This is a genomic window from Streptomyces sp. NPDC007157 (assembly GCF_040634235.1).
Classification (GTDB): Bacteria; Actinomycetota; Actinomycetes; order Streptomycetales; family Streptomycetaceae; genus Streptomyces.
Genome location: NZ_JBEYFE010000007.1, coordinates 197409 through 220316 on the forward strand (window position 1 = coordinate 197409; position 22908 = coordinate 220316).

17 protein-coding genes and 4 pseudogenes are annotated in these 22908 nt (G+C 68.4%); 11 read left to right on the plus strand and 10 right to left on the minus strand.

Going from position 1 to position 22908, the window contains the following annotated elements; genetic code table 11:
• Nucleotides 1–449: 449 nt before the first annotated feature.
• From ABZ642_RS15465 to ABZ642_RS15475, 3 genes and pseudogenes are all read left to right on the plus strand, one after another.
• Nucleotides 450–3116, plus strand: a complete 2667-nt coding sequence (locus ABZ642_RS15465) for a hypothetical protein (RefSeq protein ID WP_360482986.1) — start codon at nt 450–452, stop codon at nt 3114–3116.
• 615 nt (nt 3117–3731) lie between these two features.
• Nucleotides 3732–4268 (plus strand): DinB family protein, encoded by a 537-nt coding sequence (locus ABZ642_RS15470; RefSeq protein ID WP_360482989.1) that lies wholly within the window; start codon nt 3732–3734, stop codon nt 4266–4268.
• Nucleotides 4269–4327: 59 nt separating this feature from the next.
• Nucleotides 4328–4507 (plus strand): annotated as a pseudogene (locus ABZ642_RS15475) (transposase); the annotation flags it as partial.
• A 1291-nt stretch (nt 4508–5798) separates the two neighbouring features.
• Here the strand turns inward: ABZ642_RS15475 and ABZ642_RS15480 are convergent.
• The 5 genes and pseudogenes from ABZ642_RS15480 to ABZ642_RS15500 form a co-directional block, all read right to left on the minus strand.
• Nucleotides 5799–6260, minus strand: a complete 462-nt coding sequence (locus ABZ642_RS15480) for a hypothetical protein (RefSeq protein ID WP_360482992.1) — start codon at nt 6258–6260, stop codon at nt 5799–5801.
• A gap of 101 nt (nt 6261–6361) precedes the next feature.
• A pseudogene (locus tag ABZ642_RS15485) lies at nt 6362–6751 on the minus strand (carbohydrate binding domain-containing protein); the annotation flags it as partial.
• A 1175-nt stretch (nt 6752–7926) separates the two neighbouring features.
• Nucleotides 7927–8988 (minus strand): glycoside hydrolase family 19 protein, encoded by a 1062-nt coding sequence (locus ABZ642_RS15490; RefSeq protein WP_360482995.1) that lies wholly within the window; start codon nt 8986–8988, stop codon nt 7927–7929.
• Between the two features lie 161 nt (nt 8989–9149).
• Nucleotides 9150–9434 (minus strand): annotated as a pseudogene (locus ABZ642_RS15495) (IS5/IS1182 family transposase); the annotation flags it as partial.
• A 348-nt stretch (nt 9435–9782) separates the two neighbouring features.
• Nucleotides 9783–10010, minus strand: coding sequence for an e9imm peptide (locus tag ABZ642_RS15500; protein ID WP_360482998.1), 228 nt, complete (start codon nt 10008–10010; stop codon nt 9783–9785).
• A 294-nt stretch (nt 10011–10304) separates the two neighbouring features.
• On the opposite strand from ABZ642_RS15500, the gene ABZ642_RS15505 reads away from it, so the two are divergent.
• The 6 genes from ABZ642_RS15505 to ABZ642_RS15530 all read left to right on the plus strand — a co-directional run bounded on the left by ABZ642_RS15505 (nt 10305) and on the right by ABZ642_RS15530 (nt 15443).
• Nucleotides 10305–10904, plus strand: coding sequence for a TetR/AcrR family transcriptional regulator (locus ABZ642_RS15505; RefSeq protein ID WP_360483001.1), 600 nt, complete (start codon nt 10305–10307; stop codon nt 10902–10904).
• Nucleotides 10905–10968: 64 nt separating this feature from the next.
• Nucleotides 10969–12204, plus strand: coding sequence for an acyl-CoA dehydrogenase family protein (locus ABZ642_RS15510; protein WP_360483004.1), 1236 nt, complete (start codon nt 10969–10971; stop codon nt 12202–12204).
• Nucleotides 12201–12956 (plus strand): SDR family NAD(P)-dependent oxidoreductase, encoded by a 756-nt coding sequence (locus ABZ642_RS15515; RefSeq protein ID WP_360483006.1) that lies wholly within the window; start codon nt 12201–12203, stop codon nt 12954–12956. Before ABZ642_RS15510 ends, ABZ642_RS15515 begins: the two co-directional genes overlap by 4 nt.
• Before the next feature lie 2 nt (nt 12957–12958).
• Entirely contained in the window at nt 12959–13705 is a 747-nt protein-coding gene (locus ABZ642_RS15520) for an SDR family oxidoreductase (RefSeq protein ID WP_360483009.1), read from the plus strand.
• Nucleotides 13642–14778, plus strand: a complete 1137-nt coding sequence (locus ABZ642_RS15525; RefSeq protein WP_360483012.1) for a phosphotransferase family protein — start codon at nt 13642–13644, stop codon at nt 14776–14778. The genes ABZ642_RS15520 and ABZ642_RS15525 overlap by 64 nt, the downstream gene beginning before the upstream one ends.
• Before the next feature lie 17 nt (nt 14779–14795).
• Nucleotides 14796–15443 carry a histidine phosphatase family protein gene (locus ABZ642_RS15530; protein ID WP_360483015.1) on the plus strand — a complete coding sequence of 216 codons (648 nt, stop codon included), beginning with the start codon at nt 14796–14798 and terminating at the stop codon, nt 15441–15443.
• A gap of 42 nt (nt 15444–15485) precedes the next feature.
• Here the strand turns inward: ABZ642_RS15530 and ABZ642_RS15535 are convergent, their stop codons facing one another.
• Nucleotides 15486–16097 (minus strand): TetR/AcrR family transcriptional regulator, encoded by a 612-nt coding sequence (locus ABZ642_RS15535; RefSeq protein WP_360483018.1) that lies wholly within the window; start codon nt 16095–16097, stop codon nt 15486–15488.
• A gap of 96 nt (nt 16098–16193) precedes the next feature.
• Here ABZ642_RS15535 and ABZ642_RS15540 point away from each other — a divergent pair, with 96 nt between their 5' ends.
• Nucleotides 16194–17444 (plus strand): NADH:flavin oxidoreductase/NADH oxidase family protein, encoded by a 1251-nt coding sequence (locus ABZ642_RS15540; protein WP_360483021.1) that lies wholly within the window; start codon nt 16194–16196, stop codon nt 17442–17444.
• 159 nt (nt 17445–17603) lie between these two features.
• On the opposite strand, the gene ABZ642_RS15545 is transcribed toward ABZ642_RS15540, so the two are convergent.
• A complete protein-coding gene (locus tag ABZ642_RS15545; protein WP_360483024.1) occupies nt 17604–18071 on the minus strand; it encodes a hypothetical protein in 468 nt (155 codons plus the stop codon).
• A gap of 176 nt (nt 18072–18247) precedes the next feature.
• On the opposite strand from ABZ642_RS15545, the pseudogene ABZ642_RS15550 reads away from it, so the two are divergent.
• Nucleotides 18248–18474, plus strand: a pseudogene (locus ABZ642_RS15550) (sheath polysaccharide-degrading enzyme); the annotation flags it as partial.
• Nucleotides 18475–18883: 409 nt separating this feature from the next.
• Here ABZ642_RS15550 and ABZ642_RS15555 read toward each other — a convergent pair.
• From ABZ642_RS15555 to ABZ642_RS15565, 3 genes are all read right to left on the minus strand, one after another.
• Nucleotides 18884–19492 (minus strand): YdeI/OmpD-associated family protein, encoded by a 609-nt coding sequence (locus ABZ642_RS15555; protein ID WP_360483027.1) that lies wholly within the window; start codon nt 19490–19492, stop codon nt 18884–18886.
• 161 nt (nt 19493–19653) lie between these two features.
• Nucleotides 19654–20373, minus strand: coding sequence for an SMI1/KNR4 family protein (locus ABZ642_RS15560; protein ID WP_360483030.1), 720 nt, complete (start codon nt 20371–20373; stop codon nt 19654–19656).
• Between the two features lie 233 nt (nt 20374–20606).
• On the minus strand, nt 20607–22724 hold the full coding sequence (locus ABZ642_RS15565) for a SpoIIE family protein phosphatase (protein WP_360483033.1): 2118 nt from the start codon (nt 22722–22724) through the stop codon (nt 20607–20609).
• Nucleotides 22725–22908 lie beyond the last annotated feature (184 nt).

Sequence of the window (22908 nt, forward strand, 5' to 3'; positions counted from 1 at the left end):
AAATCCCCTGCCCGGAACAGCAGCCGGAGATCACCAACAGCATCCGGAAGAGCGGGCAGAACCAACTGAGGCGCTCAGGCACAGATGGTCGCAGGGGTCGGGTACGCCTGGTGCCCGGCGGCGTCGTTGTCGGCGATGGCCACGTCGCGCTTGGCCACACCGGCTGCGATGAACGCGCACAGTTCCAAGAAGCTTGCCCAGGTTGACGAGACTCCACAGTCTGGGCGTGGCCGTAGTCGGTGCGCGCCCACGGCGGGATCTCTTTCTCACGCACACGAGATGTGTGACGTAGCGCCGTCAAAGCGCGGAACTCTCGCATCACGCTGTTACCACCCGGCGACGTCGAAACGATCCGAAGCAGGCAGTAAGGGCCACTGGCGGATAGGAAGTGCTGGCGAGCCATGTGCTCATGGCATGTTGACCTCCCTACTTCCTCCCGGGAGGCACGCGTGCCCAACTCTCCCGCCCCTCTGGACTCGACACCGGCCTACCCCAGGTGGTCGGACCGCCTGATACGCCAGTTCGACGCCTTCGCGGCGAGGAGGTCCGGGGCCGAGAGAGTGCCTGCTCTGGTGCTGGGCAGGCAGGACGGCGGTGATCCGCGATGGCCCGCCTACGTCATCCGGGAGTATGAGCACCGACTGGCCCGAGGGCGCGGAAACACGCAAGGTCAGGTGCCGCACGCGGTGGTCGACGACGCGGAACTGAACGGGGGCTTCCTCTCGGCGATCGACCGAGTGGCCCTGAGGTTCCAACTCACCATGCCGTCAGGGCGACTGCGGCTGCGAGCCTTCCACACGTGCCGGGCCGTGTTGGAGTCGGAGCGGGGCACGGGAAGCCTCCAGTCCCAGCAGCAGCCCATCGTCGACAGCCTGTACACGGAACTCCTGAAGCGACGAGGGACGCTGCGCGCCGGCGCGTACACGGCGAACTTCCTGGGACAGCATGTTCTGACCGGCTGGCTTCAGGGCCTCGTCGCCGCCGCGGCCGTCGGAGTTCCCAAGCTGTTCTACCGCTGGTTCCTGCGGCACTGGGGCCTCAGGTGGGTGGCGGACGAATGCCGTACCTCCAACTTCCTGGACGCCGCTCTCTCGTTCTGCCGGGACGGCGAGCTGGACCGCGAGGACCCGCGCGTGCGACGCATCCTGCTGCGCGCCCTCCTCATCGACCTGCGTAGAGCGACCCGGCGCAGGTCCCGACTGAGTCACCTGCGGTCCCGGCGACGATGGTCCTTCGTCCTCCTCATCCCGGAGATCGACGGCGCGGAGGGACCCGGCCGGGCGTTTCTCGGCGTGTTCGCGGAACTGGCCGGCGACCACCCGTCCCGGCCACTGCTCGTCCTGGCCGGCTGCGCGGGCCCGCCGCCGGACTACGCCGTCCCGCTCGGCGCCGACCTCGACCGGCCGAACGGCATCGCCGACAAGGTGTTCGCCGCCCTCAGCGAGGACAGCCCCGAGCCCGTACGCCTCGTCACGCTGCCGGCCGACAACGACGCGGAGGGCACCGCGAAGAACAAGATCGAGAAGGGTGCGGGCGTCACGGCCCGAGAGGACCGGCCACTCGACTGGGCGCGTCCCTCGGTTCTGCCGGTCCTGGTCCTGGCGACCGCCGCCTTCTACCTGGCGCCCGCCTCCCTCTGGCCCAGGACCGCGCATCCCGCGTCCCCCTCGTGCGTCACGGTCAGCACCGGGGAGCGAGTGGGTGTCACCGACGGCGAGCAGTGCGACCTGGCCGTGCCCGGAGACCCCGGCAAAGAACTGCGGGACCTGGAACGCAAGGTCGCCCAGGAGAACGCCCGGATCCCCGACGGGCGGTACCGCACCCTGGTCTTCTTTGCCCCCTTGAGCCTGCAGAAGGGTGTCTACGACGACCCTCCGCTGGGCCTGCAGATCCTGCGCGGCGCGATCGCCCAGCAGCACAAGCTGAACGCCGGCGTCCGCCAGAACAAGATGCCCATCCGCCTGCTCATCGCCAACACCGGTCAGTACTTCCAGTACGGCGCGCGCAACAACGCAGCGCCGAAGGACCCGGACATCGCACAGATGATCATCAGCCGGCAGCGCGCGGACCACATCGCGGCGGTCATCGGCATCACCCAGAGCCGCCCCGAGTCACTGAAGGCGGTCCAGGAACTCGATCAGGCCGGCATTCCCGTCATCGCGAACGGCGTGTCCGGCAGCACCATGGTCGGACCCGACTCCCCGCAGCGCTACTTCCAGATCTCGGCTCCCAACACGCGCCTGGGACCCGTTTTCGCCGACTTCATCCGCCACTCCCCGGAGATCCACCGCCTCACCAGCGGCAGGCCCCACGCCGTTGTCGTCTACGACCCGACCGACACCTCCTTCAGCACGGACCTCAAAAACGTCTTCCTTCGCGCCTACCGGACGTACGGCGGCATCGACGAGGTCACCTACAGCGAAAAACCAGGAGCCACCACACCGGACAGCATCGCCACCGACGTGTGCAACAAGGTCGCAGGCACGCACGGCATCGTCGTCTACCTCGCACGGTCGGGCGTACTGCCCAGCCTGCTCAACGCCATGCAGAGCGCCGGGGGTCAGTGCCAGCCACCCGAGGGCACCACCATTCCGCTGATCGCCGAGAGCGCCCCCATCGACTTCCAGCTCCGCCCCGGGCGCACGGCACAGGCCTACCCGTACATGACGCTCTTCTACGAGACGGCGAACGCCCCCACGTCGGACCCCCGGGATCCGTACGCCCAGTTCACGCAGGACTTCGCAGCCGTCTTCGGGCATCTGAGCGCGGACGCCGACGCGGCCGGCGGTTTCGACACCGTCGGTATCGTCTCCAAGGTCATCGAGAATCTGCTGCCGGCTTCGCACGACGTCCAGCCCAACGACATCTACCTGTGGCTCACCGCCCACGGCGTGACCCAGTACCCGGGCGCTTCGGGCGTGCTGCAACTGGACGGCAAGAACAAGTACCCGCCCGACAAGGCCGTCTACATCCGCGAGATCGCCCAGCCGGGCGGCGCCACGACCACGCTGCTCAGCTGCGGCATCCTGCCCGACCGACAGAACCGCGCCAAGTGGGGCACGGCACCGGACACCTTTCCGTGCCCCCGCGAGGGCACGGGCGCAACGCCCGACTGATCCGGCTCCGGGCGTCAGTGGGCGCTGAGCACGCCTTCGCCCAGGCGGGCCAAGTCCGTTTGCGCCTGGGTAAGTTCTTCGACGAAGCACCAGAGTGACCTTGCTGTCACGATCGGCGAGTTCGACGGCGACGAGGTGACATTGGAGTACTTCAAGATCCGTCACGCGCGTCCTCAACACTGAAGCCCGCCGCGGCCGAGACCGCCGCCGTCGCAGCATCATCGCGGTCCCGATCGCGCTGGAGTGCGGCAGGACGGGATCGTCGAGGTAGTTCGGTCCGAACGCGTGGCTCGCGCATGCCCTCAGGCGAGGGCTGCCTGCCAGCCGACGAACACCCCGCCCGCCGAGTCGGCTCCGTCGGCTCCGTCGTCGATGTCCACCTCGGCGCCACCGGCCAGGACCCCGGCTTCAACCACGGCGAGAGCACGGGCAGGCCCGTAGCCGCCAACTGGTTGCGGACCTCCGGTTGGCCGCCAGGCGATGAGTTTCGATGCGGAAAGGGGTCTTCTTGCGCGGATGCGCTTGACGCGGGATGGCAGCAGGGTGTCCGTGGCCGAGCCCCGGGATCGTGCGCCTGAACTGACCAAGCCTGTTGACAAGTAGGGAGACCCCAGCGTGGACGACATCGTGGTGAAGAAGATCGTTCGGCCTGAGCGCGTGTTGTCGGGCCCGTGGCTGGAGGTGATCGCTTCGAGTCTCGACTATCACCGTGCGACCTTCCTGTGGAAGTGCGAGGGTCTGTCGGAGACCCAGCTGCGGCAACGACCCCTGCCGTCAACAGCGTTGACCCTGCTGGGGCTCATGCGCCATCTGCAGGGGGTCGAACGGGCGTGGTTCCAGCGGACGCTGGCGGCCACACCCCCTCAGTTCCACCCCTATCAGACCTACGTCACAGGTGCCGGTGACGAGTGGTACGACGAGTCGGACCCTACGCCGGCCTGGGACGTCTACGAGGACTATCTGAAGGCGTGCGAGGAGTCGCGGGGGGTCTTCGCGCGGGTGACCGACGCCCCTGCACGTCTCGTGCCGAACCCGGAGTTCGGCGACACCGATGTCCGGTTCGTCCTCGAGCACGTGATTGAGGAGTACGCCCGCCACGTAGGCCACGCGGACCTCCTCCGCGAAGCTATCGACGGTGCCGTCGGCGAGTAACTCGCCCTCTCGCCAACGTGTGTCGAGAGCGGACATGACGACGAAGTCGGCACAGCCTGCGTGTTCCACGAAGCGGGCCGGGAAGACCGCGGACCCGACCGGATACCGTCCTGGCAGATCGCGCGTATGCGTCCCGCGCGATCCGGAGCCATCTCCGTCGGCACGGGATCCGCGCAGTAATCCCTCAGCCCTCCGACCAGGTCCGTCACCGGCTGCGGCGAGGTCGCCTCGGTGGCCGCCTTCCCATCGAGCTGTCCGGTGCGCCGGTTGTTCTGCGGCAACGAGGGGGTGCCGACGGGTGACGTTCGCCGAGCAGGTCGAGGGATTGACCTGTCGGTACGGTCGGCGCACGCCCGTCCGGCAGCGGATGCTCGCGGCGCTGGACGTGGTCGTGGCGGCCCGCGCGGTGGCGCGTATGGCGCAACGTCGGCGAGGCCGTAGAACGCCTCGTCTCCCACCACGGTGTCCTGCCGCGTGGCCTGGTCGAACCCCGATCGCCTGAATCGGAACCAGAGCCCGAGCCGTCCGAACCAGTGCCCGCAGCAACCGAGACGGCCACGGCGGATGCGCCCGAGCCCTACCCGGCGGGGAAGTTCCTCGACCGGCTCCGCGACACCCACGCCACGGTCCGTGCCCAGGTTGAGCAGGGCCTGAGTCCGCGCGAGATCGCTCGCGCCGCCTCGGCCTGGGACGCAACACCGCGCGCAAGTACGCCCGCGCGGCCGGCCCGGAGGCGATGCTGCACGGGCAGCGGCAAAACCGGACCAGCAAGGTCGACCCGTTCAGGCCCTACATGAGTTACGCGAACGCGTCGCACGCTGCAGCACCCTGCGCGACTACGTCCATCCACTGCGCCTCGGCCGTCGGCCCGGGGCGACCACACCGCCGATGGCCCGCCCTGCCCCGCCTCGGGGCTGGCGGTCCAGGAACTCGATCAGTCCCGTCTCCGAACGCACCAACCGCTCGCGATGCTCAGGGGGAAGGGATGCGAGGGCATCGACCAGAACCCGCTTCCGCGGGATGTACACCATGTTTCCGGAGTAGATCCTGCAAGTTGAGCACCAGGCGAACCCGATGCAGCGCTCGAACATGGCGGACTCGGGCGGATAGAAGCGGTACTGGTACGAGCGGACAGGCGTCCCGCATGCGGCACAGCTCCGGCGTTCACCGTCCGGAACGGACCAGCCGCTCCCGACCTTGCGCCAGTGCTGCCGCCCGGCCGGTGCTCTTCAAGTCGTCATGTCCAGCATTCTGTCCGACCGCGGCCGCACGGCACAGCCGTCCGTACAGATCTTGGCCATCGAACACAGACCTTGACGGCCCTTGATCGGCTTCACGAAATCCGTGCCTGAACCGGCTCAGCCCGTTAACGCCACAAGCAGCGCAATGTGAACGAACGATGCAACAACCGGATCAAACAGTGGCGCGGACTGGCCTGCGGACAGGCAGGCTCGCCCTCGTTCACCAGGTCGCACTCCATCTCGCCGCCATCCTCATCTGGACGCGTCACTGCCGGGACGAAGAGGCGGCTCAGGCGTAGAAGAACAGCTCAAGGTCCTCGACGGACCCTGGTCCTGTCAGGAAACCCTCGGCCTTCGCGATCTCGTCGCCTGGTGGCAGCTCGCCCTTCAGCAACTGCTTCATCCAGATCTCTCCCTGCTCGCCGACCGCGTAGATGCCAGACAACAGCTCGGCCATGCCTGCAGGGTGCGGCGGGCGGCGTCCGACGACTGGCTGGAGCACCCACCCGCCTGACCGAGCAGCGAGCCGCAGCACCCCGGCCCAGTTCGCGATCCTCCCGATGCGTACGTGCCAAGAGTCCTCGGTGAACGGGGCCGTCCGTCCACCATGAAGAGGGTTCGTGGCAGCCCCGATGTCCTTGATCACCTGCCGCTCCACGGCATCACGGACCCAGCGCCCTTCCTGCGCTTCCTCAATGGCGGCGTTCCACCACTGCGTTCCATCGTCGAGCCGGCCCGCGAACGTATCCATGCCGCCAGGCTTCCATGGACGACGCTGCAAGCCTTCAGGAGGTCAACGATCCATTGATCAACTCGTATGCGAGACCCGCTCTAGGTATGACCGCTGCCACGGGGCCCGTTCAGGGTGATGTCGTCGGCGTAGTAGCTGCCCTGTGCGTACCAGCCGTGCACGTAGATCGTCGCCCTGGTTTGTGAGACGCCTGTGGTGAAGGAGACGGTCAGTGGGCTGTATCTGGTTGGGGAAGTGGTCCAGGTGGATGCGCCGCCGTTCACGCCCAGGTAGACGTAGGAGCCGCGGACCCAGGCGCTGAGCGAGTAGGTGGTGTTCGGCCGTACCGCGACGGTCTGGTTGCACTGCGCGGTGTCGCTCGAACTCACCGTCCCTTGGAGGGCTTTGGAGCCGGCGTGGACGGGGGAGGAAACGATCGAGCCAGGGTTGCCGGCACAGCTCCACGGCGAGAGACCGCCCGACTCGAAGCCGGGGTTGGTCAGGGCGTCGGCCACCCCGACCGCGCTTGGGGCGGCCGATGTCGGGGCGGCTGACGTGCTCGCTGAGGGCGCGGTCGGGGTGGCTTCGGTAGGGCTGCGGATGAGGAGAGAGCAGCCGAAGCCGACGACTGCCGCCGCGGCGACCGCGATCACCACGGCCGCCCGGCGCTGTCCGGGCCCCAGGCGGGGGCGGTCTACGGTACGCGGCGGGCGGGAGTCGCCCTCGAGTGTGGGGAGTTCCTCCGTCCGGCCCCCGGGGACAGGCGGGAGTTCCTCTGTCTTGGCGTCGGTCGGGGTGTGGGGAACGGGTGCGGCCACGGTTGTGTGGCCGCGGTAGTCCTTGTCCTGGCGTATGTCGTCGAGCAGTTGGGCCAGCGCCTCGGTACGGCGCGGGCGCAGCACGCGGATGGGCTCCAGCGCGGTGCGGTCGTCCGGTGGGTCGGACGCGGGCGGTGTGGGCACGGTGCTCTCCTTCCGTCCCGAGGCAGAGACCAGAGTTGTCCCTCGGAACTCATACGCAACGCCCGCTCCGGAGGTTCAGCCGGCACCGCACCCGGGGCAGCCACGCTCAACGCCCGTGAGGCCGGGGACAGCCGTACGCCGACCGGGGTTGACGCGGGTCACCAGCGAGGCCGATCAGGCGGGCTTCCTTGCCGAGCGCCAGAGCGCCCCCGCCGGCCGGCAGGCCATGGCCGACCGCCTGGCGAGCGCCCTGGTGGAACCGGGCTTCGCCCGGCTCTGCCGGCGGTTCGGCCGACACCTCAACAACCGAGGCCATCGAGCCGTCGGGGCCGAGATCAAGCTCTTCGGCACCGTCCACAACCTCGGTGAACTCATCACCAGCACCACACGATTCGGCTCCTGGCTCCCGGCCGGGCGAAGTTGTGCGACAGCCTTCGAAGCCTGCTGCGAGCTGCGCGAACCCCCGACCGTAACGTGGTCGGGCCCATGCTCCTGGGGCGTGCCGACCGCAGGGCGGGCGACGTCACCGGGCGTACGAGTGCGCGAAGCTCCTGGCAGAGAAGGTTGTTCGTGTTTGACACCCCGTCTACCAGGAGCTTCGCCGTTCTGAATTGCCGACCGCCAGCTTCGTGATCAGGTTGAAAATCCTCATCCATTCGGTACTGAGGAGCCGGCTATTCGGTTGGTGAGAAGGCTTGATGGTCGGGCGTTCCCACGGGTGGCGGTCAGCAGGTGAGGTTGGAGCCTGCGGGGACGCCGAGGATGGAGGTGAAGGAGAGGTAGTCGTTGACGCGGTCCTGCATCTCGGCGGTGTTGCCACCGTTGCACTCGATGCTGCCGTTGATGCTGCGGATGGTCTCGCCGAAGCCCGCGCCGTTGACCATGGCGTTGTGTCCGGTCATCGAGCCGGGGCCGGTCTGGGTGTTCCAGTACCACAGGCCGGTCTTCCAGGAGATGGCCGCGTCGGAGGCAACCAGGCCGGGGTTGTCCAGCAGGTCGACGCCGAGGGCGTCGCCGGCGGCCTTGTAGTTGAAGTTCCAGCTGAGCTGCATCGGGCCGCGTCCGTAGTAGGCGTAGGTGCCGGCGGGGCAGCCGTAGGGCTCGCTCGCGCAGTAGTTCCCGGACTGGTCGACCTCGTTGATGTAGACGAGGCCGCCGGTCTCGTGGTCGACGTTGGCCAGGAACGCCGCGGCCTCCTGCTTCTGCACGGTGGCGCTGCCGGTGGTGGCGAATCCGGGGTAGGTGCTGAGCGCGGCCACCAGGCCGCTGTAGGTGTAGAAGGAGTTCCGGTTCGGGAACATCTGGTTGAACTGGGCTTCGCTGACCACGAATCCGCCGGTGCCGCCGCCCGTACCTCCGCCACCGGAGCCTCCGGTGCAGGTGTAGGGGGACCAGTACCAGGTGCTGATCGTGGGGTCGTATCCGGGGTTGTCGTGGGTGGCGACGTAGTACTGGCCATTGGGGCTGTACTGCACGATGGCGCCGGTCGCATAGGACTGTCCGGCCACCCAGGCGGGGTAGTTGCAGCTGCCGCCGCCGGTGCCTCCTCCGCTGGAGCCACCGCAGGCTCCCTGGTCGGCCCAGACTGCGGCGACGCCGGGCGTCTCGCCCTGTGTCCACCACTTGGCCTGCCAGTTGTCCCCGTTGTAGGAGGCGGTCATGCCGCCGGTGTAGACCGTGCCGGAGCTCCAGGCCGTGGCGCAGTCCGCCGCCGACGCGGGGCTCGCGGTGCCGAGGACGGTGAACGCGCCGAGGAGGCCGGCCAGGACGGCCAGCAGTGCTGTCATGCACCTGCCATATGCGGGTCTGTGATGCTCGCTGGGCATGGTTGTGCCCATCTGCCACTCCAGGGGTAGGGGGTGAGTGGTGACCCCAGCAGCAAAGCGTGATTGGTCCAGACCAGTCAAGGGTCAGGTGAGGACTTTTGTCAGGACATGGGAAATAGTTACTTGCTGCCCGGCCGCGCGCGGTCGACCGGGCCGGGTCCGCTTTTGAGCCCCGTCGAGTGGCCCGCGCGCGTGGGAAGAGTCGATCACCGCCCGCGACCAGTCCGGCTACTTCGCGGCCCGCAGCTTCATCAGCAGCGCCAGGTGCAGTTCGTCCCAGACGCGGCCTCGCTCGATGCAGTCAGAAGCCGCCAGTACGTCATGCCCGAGCCGAAGCCCAGCTCCTGCGCGAGGTACTCCCACTGAATACCGGTGTGCGGCACGAACAAGATCCCGCACAGAGCCTGCTCGAATGGCAGCTCCCCGCACTGGGACGCCCTATCGTGAACTCGTCAATCCGCAAAGGGAAGCGGCCGCCCGTAGCCGCAGCCCGGACCGTATCGACGCCCCACCCTGGTCATGGGGCGAATGGGCGTTCAGCCTCGAATGACCTCCGCCGCATCCGGTAACCCGGAGATCCCTTTTCGGTGGATCCGGTAGATCCGGCAGTACGGCGTGGTCGTGCATACCTCACCACCACGAAGACTGAAGCAGCCCCCAGCCGTGGCCACCCGCCATGACAAGCGCTGCTACATCTTCCTCGGCCCTGCAACCATCGCGGCTCTGCTTATCCGGCTTCGGAGTTGAGTCCGACCTCACAAAGCGATTGGCCGATACGCCAGGGCCTGATCGACTACTTCATCAGCCGAAAGCTCTCGCTCCGGCCAGAAGATCAAATCGCTGACATGACCGGACGAGCATGCCAGGGCTCTGTCGAGCATGTCCAGCCAGCTGTCTACTTCGTTGTCTGAGGCGTAGTCCGCTCGCATGATCCGCTGCACGAGCACGACCGCCTCCGCGCGGCTCATCTCCACAGCACTCATCAAGTCCCTCCACCGAGTCACTCTAGCCCCGGGCCGCAGGGCTTCTTGTTGTGTGGGTGCGGTTTGCTGTGCGATGCCTTGCGCACGCCGGCCAGGCGAAGGCGCGGGTGTGCTTCACCGGCGGAGCCCGCCATGCCCCCCCCTGGCGGCGGCCTGGGTGTGTGGCGTCGATATCGGCCGGCCCCCCCCGGCCCCCCGAGCGGCGCCTGCCAGTGGGGCGTTGCCCGGAAGACGCGCCCGTCCAGTGCCCGAGCAGCTTGTCGAGCATTGCTCAACAAGCTAGGGTCGGCAGTCATGACCGTGAAGTCCGTACCGACCCGCGTGCGACTGAGGCCGGAGGAACGCCGGACGCAGCTGATCAACATCGGCCTGCGCCTGCTCACCACCCGGCCCATCCACGAGATGTCCATCGATGAGGTGGCCGCCGAGGCGGGCATCTCCCGCGGGCTGCTCTTCCACTACTTCCCGACCAAGCGGGACTACTACGTCGCGGTAGTGCAGGCAGGCGGACGCCGGCTCCTGCTGCATGCCAAGGCGCCGGAAGAGGGCACGCCCACGGAACGGGTGCGCGGGATCGTCGACGGCTTTGTGTCGTTCGTGCAGCGCCGCAAGAGCAACTACGTGGCCGTTGTCCGTGCCGCCGCGGGCGGCGACGAACTGGTGCTGGAGGTCTTCGAGGACAACCGCCGCATCCTGACCGACCGGGTGCTGGAGGCCGCGGGCGTCGATGCTCCCGCGCCGCTGCACCGGTTGGCCGTGCGCGGCTGGCTGGCCATGGCGGAGGAGATGGCCATCAGCGCCACCGAAGACGTCGTCACCACGGCCGACCTGGTCGACCTGCTCGTGAACAACCTGGAGCAGGTCACCGCACGGTTCGTCATCGGGCACCACTGACGTCCACCGGGCAGGACCCTGCCCGGTCGACGTCCGCCTCTACTACTGAGCACTGCTCGACAGGATGGGAAAGCACGTGGACTTCGGACACTCGCCCAGGGCACGCGAGTACGTCGAGCGTGTCGGCTCTTTCATGGCGTCAGAGGTCCTGCCGCGTGAGCGGGAGTACTTCACTGAACTACGGGCCCAGGAGGACCGCTGGGCGTCCGCGCCGTCGGTGATCGATGAACTGAAGACGAAGGCCATGGCGGCAGGACTGTGGAACCTCTTCCTGCCTGACAGCACCTACGGCGCCGGTCTGACCAATGTCGAGTACGCACCGCTGGCCGAGCTCATGGGCCGTTCGCTGATCGCCCCTGAGATCTTCAACTGCAACGCGCCCGACACAGGGAACGCGGAGGTCCTGCTGCACTACGGCAGTGATGAGCAGCGCCGCCGCTGGATGGAGCCGCTGTTGCGCGGCGAGATCCGCTCGGCCTTCTGCATGACTGAGCCGGAGGTGGCTTCCTCCGACGCGGCCAACATGGCGGCCACCGCCGTCGTCGACGGGGACACGCTCGTCCTCAACGGTCGCAAGTGGTGGAGCACCGGAGTCGGGCACCCGGACTGCCGGTTCGTCATTTTCATGGGGCTGACCGACCCGGAGGCGCCGCGCCACGCCCGGCACTCCATGGTGTTGGTGCCTCTTGACACCCCGGGTGTGCGCATCGAGCGGATGCTGCCGGTGTACGGATACCTCGACGAGCCCTACGGCCACGGCGAGGTGTCGTTCTCCGACGTGCGGTTGCCACTCGACGCGGCGATCGCCGGGCCCGGCCGAGGATTCGAAATCGCCCAGGGCAGGCTCGGCCCCGGCCGCATTCACCACTGCATGCGACTGATCGGACTCGCCGAGAACGCCCTGGAACTGGCCTGCCGGCGCTCCGTATCCCGTACCGCCTTCGGCAAGCCGCTCGCCAACCTGGGGGGCAACCGCGAACGCATCGCGAAAGCCAGGATCATGGTCAACCAGGCGCGGCTCCAGGTCCTGCACGCCGCCTGGCTGCTGGACACCGCCGGAGCAGCCGCCGCCATCAGCGAGTTGTCCCAGGTCAAAGCGGCCGTCCCCACGATGGCCTGCGAGGTCATCGACATGGCCATCCAGCTCCACGGCGGCGCCGGCCTGTCCGACGACTTCCCGCTCGCTGCCGCCATGGCCGCCGCCCGTGCGCTGCGCCTGGCCGACGGTCCTGACGAGGTGCACCTCGGCGTCATCGCCCGGGCCGAACTCGACCGGTACCGCAACGGGGAGTCACGATGAGCAGGCGTGTCCTCATCACCGGCGGAGCCTCCGGGCTGGGCTGGTACCTGGCCCAGCGATACGCCGCTGCCGGAGACCGTGTCCTGATCACGGATCGCAACGAGCCGGCCGGACTCCCCACCGGCACCGTCTCGTTCATCCGCCTGGACGTTCGTGTCCACCACGACTGGCAACGCGCGCTGAGCCGGTGCGAGGACCACTGGGGCGACCTTGACGTACTGGTCGACGACGCCGGGGTGAAGGCAGTCGGGCGCGGCGAACGCCTTCATGACGACGACTGGGACCGGATCGTCGACATCGACCTCAAGGGCGCCGTCCACGGCAGCCGTACCTTCATTCCGCTGTTCAAGCGCCAGGGCAGCGGACACGTCGTCAACATCGCCGCCCCGGCAGGGCTGCTGAACCTGCCCGGCATGGCCTCACACAACGTGTCGAAGGCAGCAGTCATCTGCCCGGGCTTCGTACAGACCAACCTGAGAACAGATCTGCACAGTCCTGATCCTGTACCGGCCAAGCAGGCCGACCGCATGATGCGGCGCGGCAAACCGACCGCGGACCAGGTGGTCGAGCGGATCGTCGACGCGGTCGGCGCAGGAAGATTCCCGCTCCTCACGCATTCCGAGGACCGGCGCGCCGTACGCCTGAGGCGCTTCCTTCCCCGTATTGCCGACGCACAGGCCGCCGTGAGATGGCGGCGCACCGTCAGGACGCTCAAGGCTCAAGACCAGCAGGAGCGAGTGAGGACGCCGTGACCGTGAGAAGCAAGATTCTTATCACCGGGGCGAGTTCGGGTCTCGGCGAAGGAATGGCCCGTACCTTCGCCGCCCTCGGCCGTGATCTGGCGCTCTGCGCCCGCCGCACGGATCGTCTGCAGACGCTGCGCGAGGAACTGCTCGCCGCCCACCCGGGCATCAACGTGTCGGTCCGCAGCCTGGACGTCAACGACCACCAGCAGGTCTTCGACGTATTCCACACGCTGCGCGCAGACCTCGGCGGACTGGACAGGGTCATCGTCAACGCGGGCCTCGGCAAGGGGCAGCCGATCGGCACCGGGCGCTTCGACGTCAATCTGCAGACCGCGCAGACCAACTTCACCGCCGCGCTCGCCCAGTGCGAGGCCGCCATGAACATCTTCCGCGCCCAGCGTTCCGGCCACCTCGTGGTCGTCTCGTCGATGAGCGCGATGCGGGGACTGCCCCGCAACCTCACCACGTACGCGGCCACCAAGGCCGGCGTCTCGGCGCTCGCCGAAGGCATCCGCGCCGAGATGACCGTCACCCGGACGCCGATCGCCGTCACCACGATCCACCCCGGCTATATCGCCACCGACCTGAGCGCAGGCGCGGCGAAGACGCCGCTGATGGCCTCCGCCGAGAAGGGAGTGCGGACCATGGTGAAAGCCATCGAGCGTGAGAGCTCGCAAGCGAAGGTCCCCGCGTGGCCGTGGGTCCCCATGGGATTCCTCATGCGCCATCTGCCCCTGCGACTCGTGGCAAGGTGATGATGAACGACACGCACCAGAGCGCGGTCCGCGCCGAAGACTCCTTCGACGTCGCGCGCGTCCACACGTGGCTGGCACAGCGGGTGGACGGACTGTCCGGGCCTCCTCCGGAAGTTGTCCAGTTCACGGGCGGCGCTTCGAACCTCACGTACCTGCTGCGCTATCCGCATCTCGGCAGGGAACTGATCCTGCGCCGCCCGCCGGCCGGCAAGAAGGCCGGCTCCGCGCATGACATGGCGCGCGAGTACCACGTTCAGGAGGCGTTGAAGCCCGTCTTTCCGTACGTGCCCACGGTCCGTGCGCTGTGTCAGGACCCCTCCGTCATCGACACTGACTTCTACGTGATGGACAAGGTGCCTGGCCTGATCCTTCGCGGCAGGCTCCCGGATGGCATGACGTTGCCACCTACTGCGGCGCGGACATTGTCGGAAGCGTTCATCGACACCCTCGCCGATCTGCACCGGGTCGACCCAGCTGCTGCAGGGCTGGCTGATCTCGGCAAGGGCGACGGCTATGTCCGCCGCCAGGTCGAGGGCTGGTCCCGCCGCTACGCACAGGCCCGCACCTGGAACACGCCCAGTTTCCGCCGGGTGACGGCCTGGCTGGCCGACCACCAGCCAGACGACTCGGCCCTCTGCGTCATCCACAACGACTGGCGCCTGGACAACCTCGTCCTCGACGAGAGGGATCTGCGCATCACTGGCGTCCTGGACTGGGAGATGGCCACCCTGGGCGATCCCCTGATGGACCTCGGCAGCGCCCTCGCGTACTGGGTGCAGGCCGACGACGACCGCATGGCCCGCGCCACGCGCCGCCAGCCCAGCCACCTGCCCGGCATGCTCACCCGCACCGAGATCGTCGAACGGTACTGCGACCGGACGGGCCTGTCCGCCGACAACTGGCCCTTCTACGAGACCTTCGGCCTGTTCCGGCTTGCCGTGATCGCCCAGCAGATCTACTACCGCTACCACCACAAGCAGACTCGCAACCCGGCGTTCCGCAACCTCTGGCTCGCCGTCAACTACCTTGACCGACGCTGCCGCTCGGCCATCCGCCGCACCGGCGGAAGCTGACAGACGGGATTTTCACCATGCCGCTCATCTGCCTCGTCCGCCACGGCCAGGCCTCCTTCGCCGCGGAGGACTACGACGTCCTGTCCGATCTCGGCCGCGCCCAGGCCACCGTCGTAGGCCAGGAACTCGCTCGCCGCGGACTGCGTGACCCTTACCTCGTGTCGGGCACACTCAGCCGCCAGCGCGACACGGCGCACCTCGTCGCGGACGCAGCCGGATTCAAGCAGCCGCTGCACCAGGACGCGCGCTGGAACGAGTACGACCACCTCGCCCTGCTGGCCCGCTACGCCCCGTCGCCCCAGGATTCCCAGTCCATGCAGGACTTGCTCGATCACGCCCTGCTGGCATGGATGCGGGACCCTGACGCGACCGGTGGACAAGCCTGGGCCGCTTTCGCCGAGGGTGCCGCGGCCGCGCTGGCCGAGCTGTCTGCCGTGCTCGGCCGGGGCCGCGACGCGGTCGTCGTCACCTCGGGCGGCCTCCTGGCCGCGTTGTGCGGCACGCTGCTGTCACTGCCGTACGACGGAGTCGTCGCCCTCAACCGCGTGACCGTCAACGCCTCCGTCACCACACTCGTGGTGGGCGGATCCGGGACCACCCTCCTGACCTTCAACGAGCACGCCCACTTCGCGGGCGATCGGCGTCACCTGCTCACGTACCGCTGACAGGATCCGCCGGACCGCGCCGGCACTGTGTGACCCGGACCGTCACTTGCCCGGACGCGCGGCTGCCTGGGACATCGCCGGGGAGACGGCGAACAGCGCGTTCACGGCCGCACGGACCTGCTCGGCGACCACCTCGGGCGTGGAGCTGTCGAGCTTGCCGTCGAGGTGCAGGAAGGCCAGGCCGTGGACGAGGGCCCACACCGTCGTCGCGAGCGCGCCCACATCGTCCGTGCCGGGGAAGGTGTCGCGGACGATGCCCCGGACGTATTCCGAGATCACGGTGGTCGCGGCGACCCGCTCCTCGCTGTTCGGGTCGCAGGGTTCGGCGAACATCGCCCGGAACAGTGCGGGATGCTTGAGCGCGAACTGCACGTAGACGACGGCGACCGCGGCCAGATCGTCGGGGGTCGAGGGTGACGGATGGGCCGCGGCCAGGTCTGCGGTGAGTTCGCGGTAACCCTCCGCGGCGACTGCGGAGACGAGCGCGTCCCGGTCCGCGTAATGGCGATAGGGGGCCGTCGCCGACACTCCGGCCCGCCGCGCCACCGCCCTCAGTGAGAGCCCGGCGCTGCCGTCCTCCTCGAGCAGCTCCCGCGCGGCGCGCAGGCAAGCGGCGCGCAGATCGCCGTGATGGTACGCAGTCGCTTGCGGCACAGGTCACACTCCCTCATGTTTGCGGTGCTAACATCCATCCCCTAATGTGAACGGTGCACACATTGTAAACGATCGAGATGGAAGAGGGGAACTCGGATGTCCAGCGAGCTGTTCTCGCCGCTGCCCCTGCGCTCCGGCCAGGTACTGCGCAACCGGATCGCGAAGGCGGCCATGGAGGAGAACATGGCCGGCGACGGCCAGCTCCCCGACCATGAGCTGCTGTCGCTGTACCAGCGCTGGGCCTCCGGCGGCACCGGACTGCTGATCACCGGCAATGTCATGGTGCACGCCGAGGCGCTGACCGGTCCTGGGGGCGTGGTGCTTGACGAGCACGCGCCGCTGAAGCCGTTCACGGAGTGGGCCAGGGCCGGCAAGAGCGGCGGCGGGGCGATCTGGATGCAGATCAACCACCCCGGCCGCCAGATCCAGGCCGACATGCCGGGCGTCGTGTGGGGCCCGTCCGACATCGGCGTCTCCCTGGGCAAGCACAGCAGCCGATTCGGCCGGCCTGTCGCCATGACTCCGGAGCAGATCAAGGCCACCGTGGCCCGGTACGCGGTCACGGCCCGCCGTGCCGAGAAGGCAGGGTTCGACGGCGTGGAAGTCCACGCCGCACACGGATACCTGCTGTCGCAGTTCCTTTCCCCCCTGGTCAACAAGCGCACCGACCAGTGGGGCGGATCGCTGGAGAACCGGGCCCGGATGCTGCTGGACATCGTCCGCGCCGTTCGCGCCGCCGTTTCGCCGTCCTTCGCGGTCGCGGTGAAGCTCAACTCCGCCGACTTCCAGCGCGGCGGCTTCGACGCCGACGACGCACGCCAGGTGATCGAGATGCTCGCACCGCTCGGCGTCGACCTGGTCGAACTGTCCGGTGGCAGCTATGAAAGCCCCGCGATGTCCGGCCGCGCCGCCGATTCCCGCACCCAGGCCCGTGAGGCCTACTTCCTGGACCTGGCCAGGGACCTGGTCAGGACCAGCCCGCTCCCCCTGATGCTCACCGGCGGCATCACCCGCCGCGAGACCGCCGAGAAGGTCCTCGACAGCGGCGTCGCGATCATCGGCATGGGCACCGCCCTCGCCGTCACCCCGGACCTGCCCGCCCGCTGGCGCAACGGCCGCGAAGCCGACCGCCAACTGCGACCGGTCACCTGGTCCGACAAGGCCCTCGCCTCCGCCGCCGGCATGGCTCAGGTCCGCCACCAGATGCGCCGCATCGCCCGCGACCGCAAGATCACACCCAACACCCACCCGGCAGTCGCCCTGATCGCCGAGCGACGCAAGCAGCGACGGGCACTGCGCAGCTACCGCGCCTGGCTGTCCAAGACGCAGAGCACCGCCGGGAATTGACCCAGGCACCCGACCGCGACGGTGCGGCGTCGACCGCCACGACGGGCCTCTCGGGCTCCCTCTCCACGAGCACGGCGGTGACCTCGCCCAGCCAACAAGCTTCCCGAGCGCTGTGGTCGGGATGATCCGCGGTGGGCCGCCGGGCCGGCGGGAGATGTTCTACTGCACGTCCGATGACGCAAGCCTGACGAACTGCTCCAGGACCTCCCGCGCTTGCGCGCCGAGGACACTCAGCTCCGTCTTGTCGGATGCCTTGTGCAAGGTCGACGTCAGGGCGTAGGCCTCCTGAGCGGTGTCGATCAGTGGCCGCGCGCTCGCTATGAGTTGGACCCTGAACAGGGCGTGGAGGGCGACCCCGCGGAGCCGGTGAGCCTCTGCGCGGGCTTCGGAATACGTGGACCCGTATGGATCCTCGTCCCTGCGGTGCCAGCGGTCCTGTTGCCCGCGTCGGAACTCCGTCAGCGCTCCGGCGAAGTCGCTGTAGACGGCCATCCGGTCCGCGCGGAGTTGCTGCTGACTCACGAACAGCCGGTCGCGCGCGGACGCGCTGCGCTGGAACACGTGCGTGACAGCGGAGCCCAACAACGTGCCCACAATGGCGATCAAGGCCGCGATGACACCGTCCACGGCAGTATGAGACCACGAGATCGTTTACCTGCCCAGCTTTGGAACGGCCTCGCGCCGGGCTTTCCCCGGAGCGCCGGGCCTGCGAATGGCCCTCAAGGCCGTGGCGTCGTCCTGACGCGACCAATGCCGTGGGGCAGCGGCGAGCCGCATCAGCCCGCACGGACGACAAGACCCTCGGCACGAAGACCACGAACGACAGCTATCAGACGCACACGCAGCAGTCAGGGTGGGCCTGCGGCACCGTGTTCAGGAACAACAAGTCATCCCTCAGCGGTGCAACGGGATCGACCCAACTGGCCATCAACGTCACGAACGCCACCTCGTCCTGCAAGACAATGGTGTACGCCAGTGATGCACGGTGATCGGCGGCAAGGGCCGGACGAACATCGCCGTCACGCCGTAGCAGGCCGCGCGGACCGCCGGCTCGGTCCAACGCTCGGTACGCCGTCGGTCCGCTGGCCGCCGTCACGACCTTCAGGTCGGCCGGATGCTGGGCGCCGCCCCCGCAGTGGAGCAGTACCGCCGACTCTTCCGCGAGCCCGGATGCGCCAGGCCTTGACCGTGCTCACCGCGGGGGAGGGGAATCCCCCCGATCGTTTGAGGCGGGAGCTCACCGTCGAGCTGTGCTGCACTGCGGACGGCGCCGAAGCCTCCCAAGACCGGTGGCTGGGCGCCGCGGCCGCTTGAGCGGTGCGTCTACTCAGGGCCTCCGACGCTTCGTTACGTTCAGTGAGGACGCCTGGTTGCTGCCGCCGTGGCCGCAGGCGCGCCGGGACTCCAAGGCACTGCACGGCTGCGGTCCCTCTCCGTGATTACGGGTACAGCTTCTCGCCCTTCGCCAGCATCGCTACGTACTTCTCGATCCGGCGCGCCCGGGTCTCGGGCTTCTTGGCGTCTTGGACCCGGTACAGGATCGCGTAGCGGTTCTGCCGGTCCAGTGTCTCGAAGAACTCCGCCGCGGCCGGGGCGGCGGTCAGGGCCGCCGTGAGGTCGTCCGGCACCGTGGCGGTCTTCGCGCCGTCGTAGGCTGCCTCCCAGCGGCCGTCCGCCTTGGCGCGGTCGACCTCGGCCTGCCCCGGGGGATGCATCCGGCCCTGCTCGATCAGGGCGGCCACCTTGTCCCGGTTGATCTTGGACCACTTGCTGCGCGGCTTGCGCGGGGTGAACCGCTGGAGCCACCACTGGTCGTCGAACTTGGCCTTCTGGCCGTCGATCCAGCCGTAGCAGAGTGCCACGTCGAGTGCCTCGGCGTAGTCCAGCGCGACGATTCCGGGGCCCTTCTTGCGAAGCCTGAGCCAGATGCCGGGCGAGGCGGCGTGGTTCTCGCCGAGCCATGCCTGGAATGCCTCGGCGGATTCGAATACGACGATCTCCAAGTCCTGAGTCACCCCAGCAGCGAACCACACCCGGCCGATTGTCATGACGCATTCGAGTGCGGCCCCGGATGCAGGATGCCCGTGGGACCGGTTACCCGGCCAGCCCAGATGGACAACCAGACGATCAACTCGGAACCCTTCGTCGCCGGCCGATGCTTCGAGACGAGCCACTGGCCAGGCACTCCCAACAACACGCGGACAACTGACTATTCGTTGAGCCAGGCCCCTGGGAGCAGGGCTCGGACCGCTTCCAGTGCTTCTTCGGTCCGAGCCCTCACGGCCACGCAGCCGTCCTCATCCCGCAGCAGCACGTCCGCGCCGAGGAACCAGCGGGTGCCCTCGTAACCCCTGGCCGGATACGCCGGAAACGGCAGTGGCTCGCAGCTCTCTTCGATGATGCGCGTGTATTCGGGGTCGGGCTCATACAGGAAGTCGGTCAGGTGCTGCGGTGCGTGCAGAGACTCCGCCAGCATCATCTCGACGGCCATCCATGACAGGCGTTCCATCCACGGCTCCCACCGCTGGGCCTGCCGGTCGGCGAGATCCAACAGCACATGAACTCCCGGATCAGCCTGGTCGAGATCCTTGAGCAGTACGCCCCAGGAGCAGGCGCCCTGGTTCTCCTCCCGGAAGACCAGTGCTTCGCTTCGAGCATCGATGTAGAGCTGGTCCGGCCGCAGCAGCTGATCGTGGTTGCTCGTCAGGTCCTGGCGCCGCCCGAACAGTCGGTACATCTCGCCGAGGACGGTTGGCAGGCCTACGCCGAGACGTTCCTCTGCTGCTGTGAGGTCCCCCTCGGTGAAGCCGTCGCCGTCGTTGAGCGGTTCCACCCATGCGTACGTGAAGTCGCGGACGAACTGCCATGCGCCCTCGCGGTCCGCGCGTGCCTGCTCCAGGCCTTTGCGGATATCGAACATCTGCGTCATGGCCCAGACCCTAACCGCTGCCTATGACACTCCATCGGACAGCACCCTGTACCGGCACGGCCAGCGAGGGCCCGACCCAGTCGCGCTCCTCGACGATCACAGACCACCGTGGTTCCGCTGCTTCGACCTCATCAACGGCTGACCACGACGCGAGTCCCCGGAGCGGGACATACCTGCGTGCGAGGCGACGGTCCCCTGCATCGCGGGTACTCGCTCCGGGGACCGGCTCGGCCTCAGCCGGTGAAGCGGACCAGCAGCACGGCGATGTCGTCGGCGCGCGGGTTGCACGACGCGTCCCCGAGGAGTCTGTCCGTGAGGCCTTCGACGTCGTCGTCAGGGGACCGCGCGAACCGGCGTGCGAGGGCGGCGACGGCATCGTCGATGTCGATGCCGGGTGCCTCTACGAGGCCGTCGGTGTACAGGGCGAGCGTGGTGCCTGCCACCAACGGCAGCTCCACGAGGGGGTAGTCGGCGTCGGGGACGATGCCGAGCAGCGGTCCCGGGGGGAGCGCGAGGGCCTCGGTACGGCCGTCCGGGCGGCGCAGCAGGGGCGGAAGGTGGCCGGCCGTGGCGAGCAGGACGCGGCGCCGGGCGAGGTCGAACTGGACGCAGAGGCAGCTTGCGAACAGGCCGGTGTCGAAGTCGCACATCACCTGGTTGGTGCGGGCCAGCAGGTCGTCCGGACCCATGCCCGCGACGGCGTGGGTGTGTACGGCGGTGCGCAGTTGGCCCATCACGGCGGCGGCCCGGACGTTGTGGCCCTGGACGTCGCCGATCACCGCCGTCGCGCTGGTGGTCCCGCAGCGGATCAGGTCGTAGAAGTCGCCCCCGATGTCCATGCCGTGACCCGCGGGCAGGTAGCGGGCGGCGGCGTTCAGGCCGGGGACCGCGGGCAGGCGTTGCGGCAGCAGACCGGTCTGCAGGGTCCGGGCGAGATTGTCCTTGGCCTCGTGCAGACAGGCCCGGTCCAGGGCCTGGGCGACCAACCCGGCCATGGAGACCATGAGATGACGCTCCGCGGGAGGGAAGTCCCGGGTGTGGTCGAAGGACAGGACGAGTATTCCCACCGGCCGGCCGCGGATCACCAGTGGCAGGAACGCCCAGGCGTTCCTGGTGCCGTACTGGACGGCGTCCCGGTAGGTCCGCTTGAACTCGGCGAAGCTGCTGAAGAACAGCGGAGTGTGACCGGTCAGCGCCTTCGCGGGCGGGTTGTCGGAGCCCAGGGAGCGGCCGTCGAAGATTGACAGGAAGGCCGTGGTGTAACCGCGTTGGCCGACCACCTGCAGCCGTCCCTCGGACGCCGCCATCAGGATCAGGCCCACGGCCCCGAAGGCGGGCAGGAGCTGATTGGCGATGGTCTCCGCCACGTCCTTCACCCGCACGGTCTCCGTGAGCGCCGCCGCGAGGTGCATCAGCTGGTGGTAGGGCCTGACCTCGGTGTCTTCCACATGGGAGATGTGACGGGGCCGAGCGGCCGACGGAGGGTGGGGGAGCGGGGCCATGTGGACGCTGACACCGCTCGCGTCGGGATAGAGCTCGAAGCACACACGTGCGTCAGGTGTGTGCCCGGCGGTAAAACGGACGGGGCGCTGGCCGATGACCGCGGCACGGAACCGCTCCTCGAAGGCACTGCCACCGAGCCACGGCACACGTTCCCACGGACGCCCGGCCGTCAGGTCCGCGGCCGGCACGCCGAGCAGATCGGCGGCCGCGTCGCCGGCGAAGGCGATCCTGCCGTCCAGATCCAGGGACATGGCTCCCGGCAGACGGACGGCGTAGTCGTAGGCTGCCAGCGCTTCGGCAGTGCCGGGAGGGCCGGGACGGTCTGAGTCCACGGCCAGTGGACGCTCCCCGGGCACCAGTGGATGCCCGCTCCGGCTCGCGCGCTCCAGCAACTGCCCCGCCTCACGGCAGTATGCCTCGATCGCCCCCGTTTCCCCTGCGCTCAGATCGTCGGAGTGCGAGGGGGGCCACAGCAGACAGAGCGCACCCCGCACGGCGTCTCCGGCGACCATGGGGGCTGCCGCCACCATGTGTTCGGGCACCATGAGAGCGAGCCGCGGATAGTGCAGGGCCAGCGCCTCGGGGTCGGCGACCCAGACCAAGCGCCTCTCCCGCGTCGCCTCGGCGACCGGAATTGCTTCCTCCACATGGATTCGCGCCCAGGGCGAGGCGACGGTCCAGGACGTCCCGTACAGCATCGACAGGCGGAGGACCGGTTCCGCGGGCGAGAGGAGGAACACCATGGCGCTCGACGCTGCGGCGTCCTCGGCCAGGCGCCGCAGCAGCCCCGCCATGTCCGCCCAGTCCCGTTCGGAGCCCGAGGCGGCAGCCCACACCACCACCCTCACCGCCCTTCCTGAACACAGGCCCGTTCAGGCGTCACACCTGGCCCACCGAGACGACAACATGACGTACAGGGACGATAGCCTCATACCTCACCACCACCCTCACCGCCCTTCCTGAACACAGGCCCGTTCAGGCGTCACACCTGGCCCACCGAGACGACAACATGACGTACAGGGACGATAGCCT

Excerpts from the sequence above, each read along its gene's own strand:
- ABZ642_RS15515 (WP_360483006.1), top strand. The coding sequence starts at position 12,201 with ATGAGCAGGCGTGTCCTCATCACCGGCGGAGCCTCCGGGCTGGGCTGG.
- ABZ642_RS15510 (WP_360483004.1), top strand. The coding sequence starts at position 10,969 with ATGGGAAAGCACGTGGACTTCGGACACTCGCCCAGGGCACGCGAGTAC.
- ABZ642_RS15530 (WP_360483015.1), top strand. The coding sequence starts at position 14,796 with ATGCCGCTCATCTGCCTCGTCCGCCACGGCCAGGCCTCCTTCGCCGCG.
- ABZ642_RS15480 (WP_360482992.1), bottom strand. The coding sequence starts at position 6,260 with ATGGATACGTTCGCGGGCCGGCTCGACGATGGAACGCAGTGGTGGAAC.
- ABZ642_RS15555 (WP_360483027.1), bottom strand. The coding sequence starts at position 19,492 with ATGACAATCGGCCGGGTGTGGTTCGCTGCTGGGGTGACTCAGGACTTG.
- ABZ642_RS15500 (WP_360482998.1), bottom strand. The coding sequence starts at position 10,010 with ATGAGTGCTGTGGAGATGAGCCGCGCGGAGGCGGTCGTGCTCGTGCAG.
- ABZ642_RS15540 (WP_360483021.1), top strand. The coding sequence starts at position 16,194 with ATGTCCAGCGAGCTGTTCTCGCCGCTGCCCCTGCGCTCCGGCCAGGTA.
- ABZ642_RS15505 (WP_360483001.1), top strand. The coding sequence starts at position 10,305 with ATGACCGTGAAGTCCGTACCGACCCGCGTGCGACTGAGGCCGGAGGAA.
- ABZ642_RS15490 (WP_360482995.1), bottom strand. The coding sequence starts at position 8,988 with ATGACAGCACTGCTGGCCGTCCTGGCCGGCCTCCTCGGCGCGTTCACC.
- ABZ642_RS15560 (WP_360483030.1), bottom strand. The coding sequence starts at position 20,373 with ATGACGCAGATGTTCGATATCCGCAAAGGCCTGGAGCAGGCACGCGCG.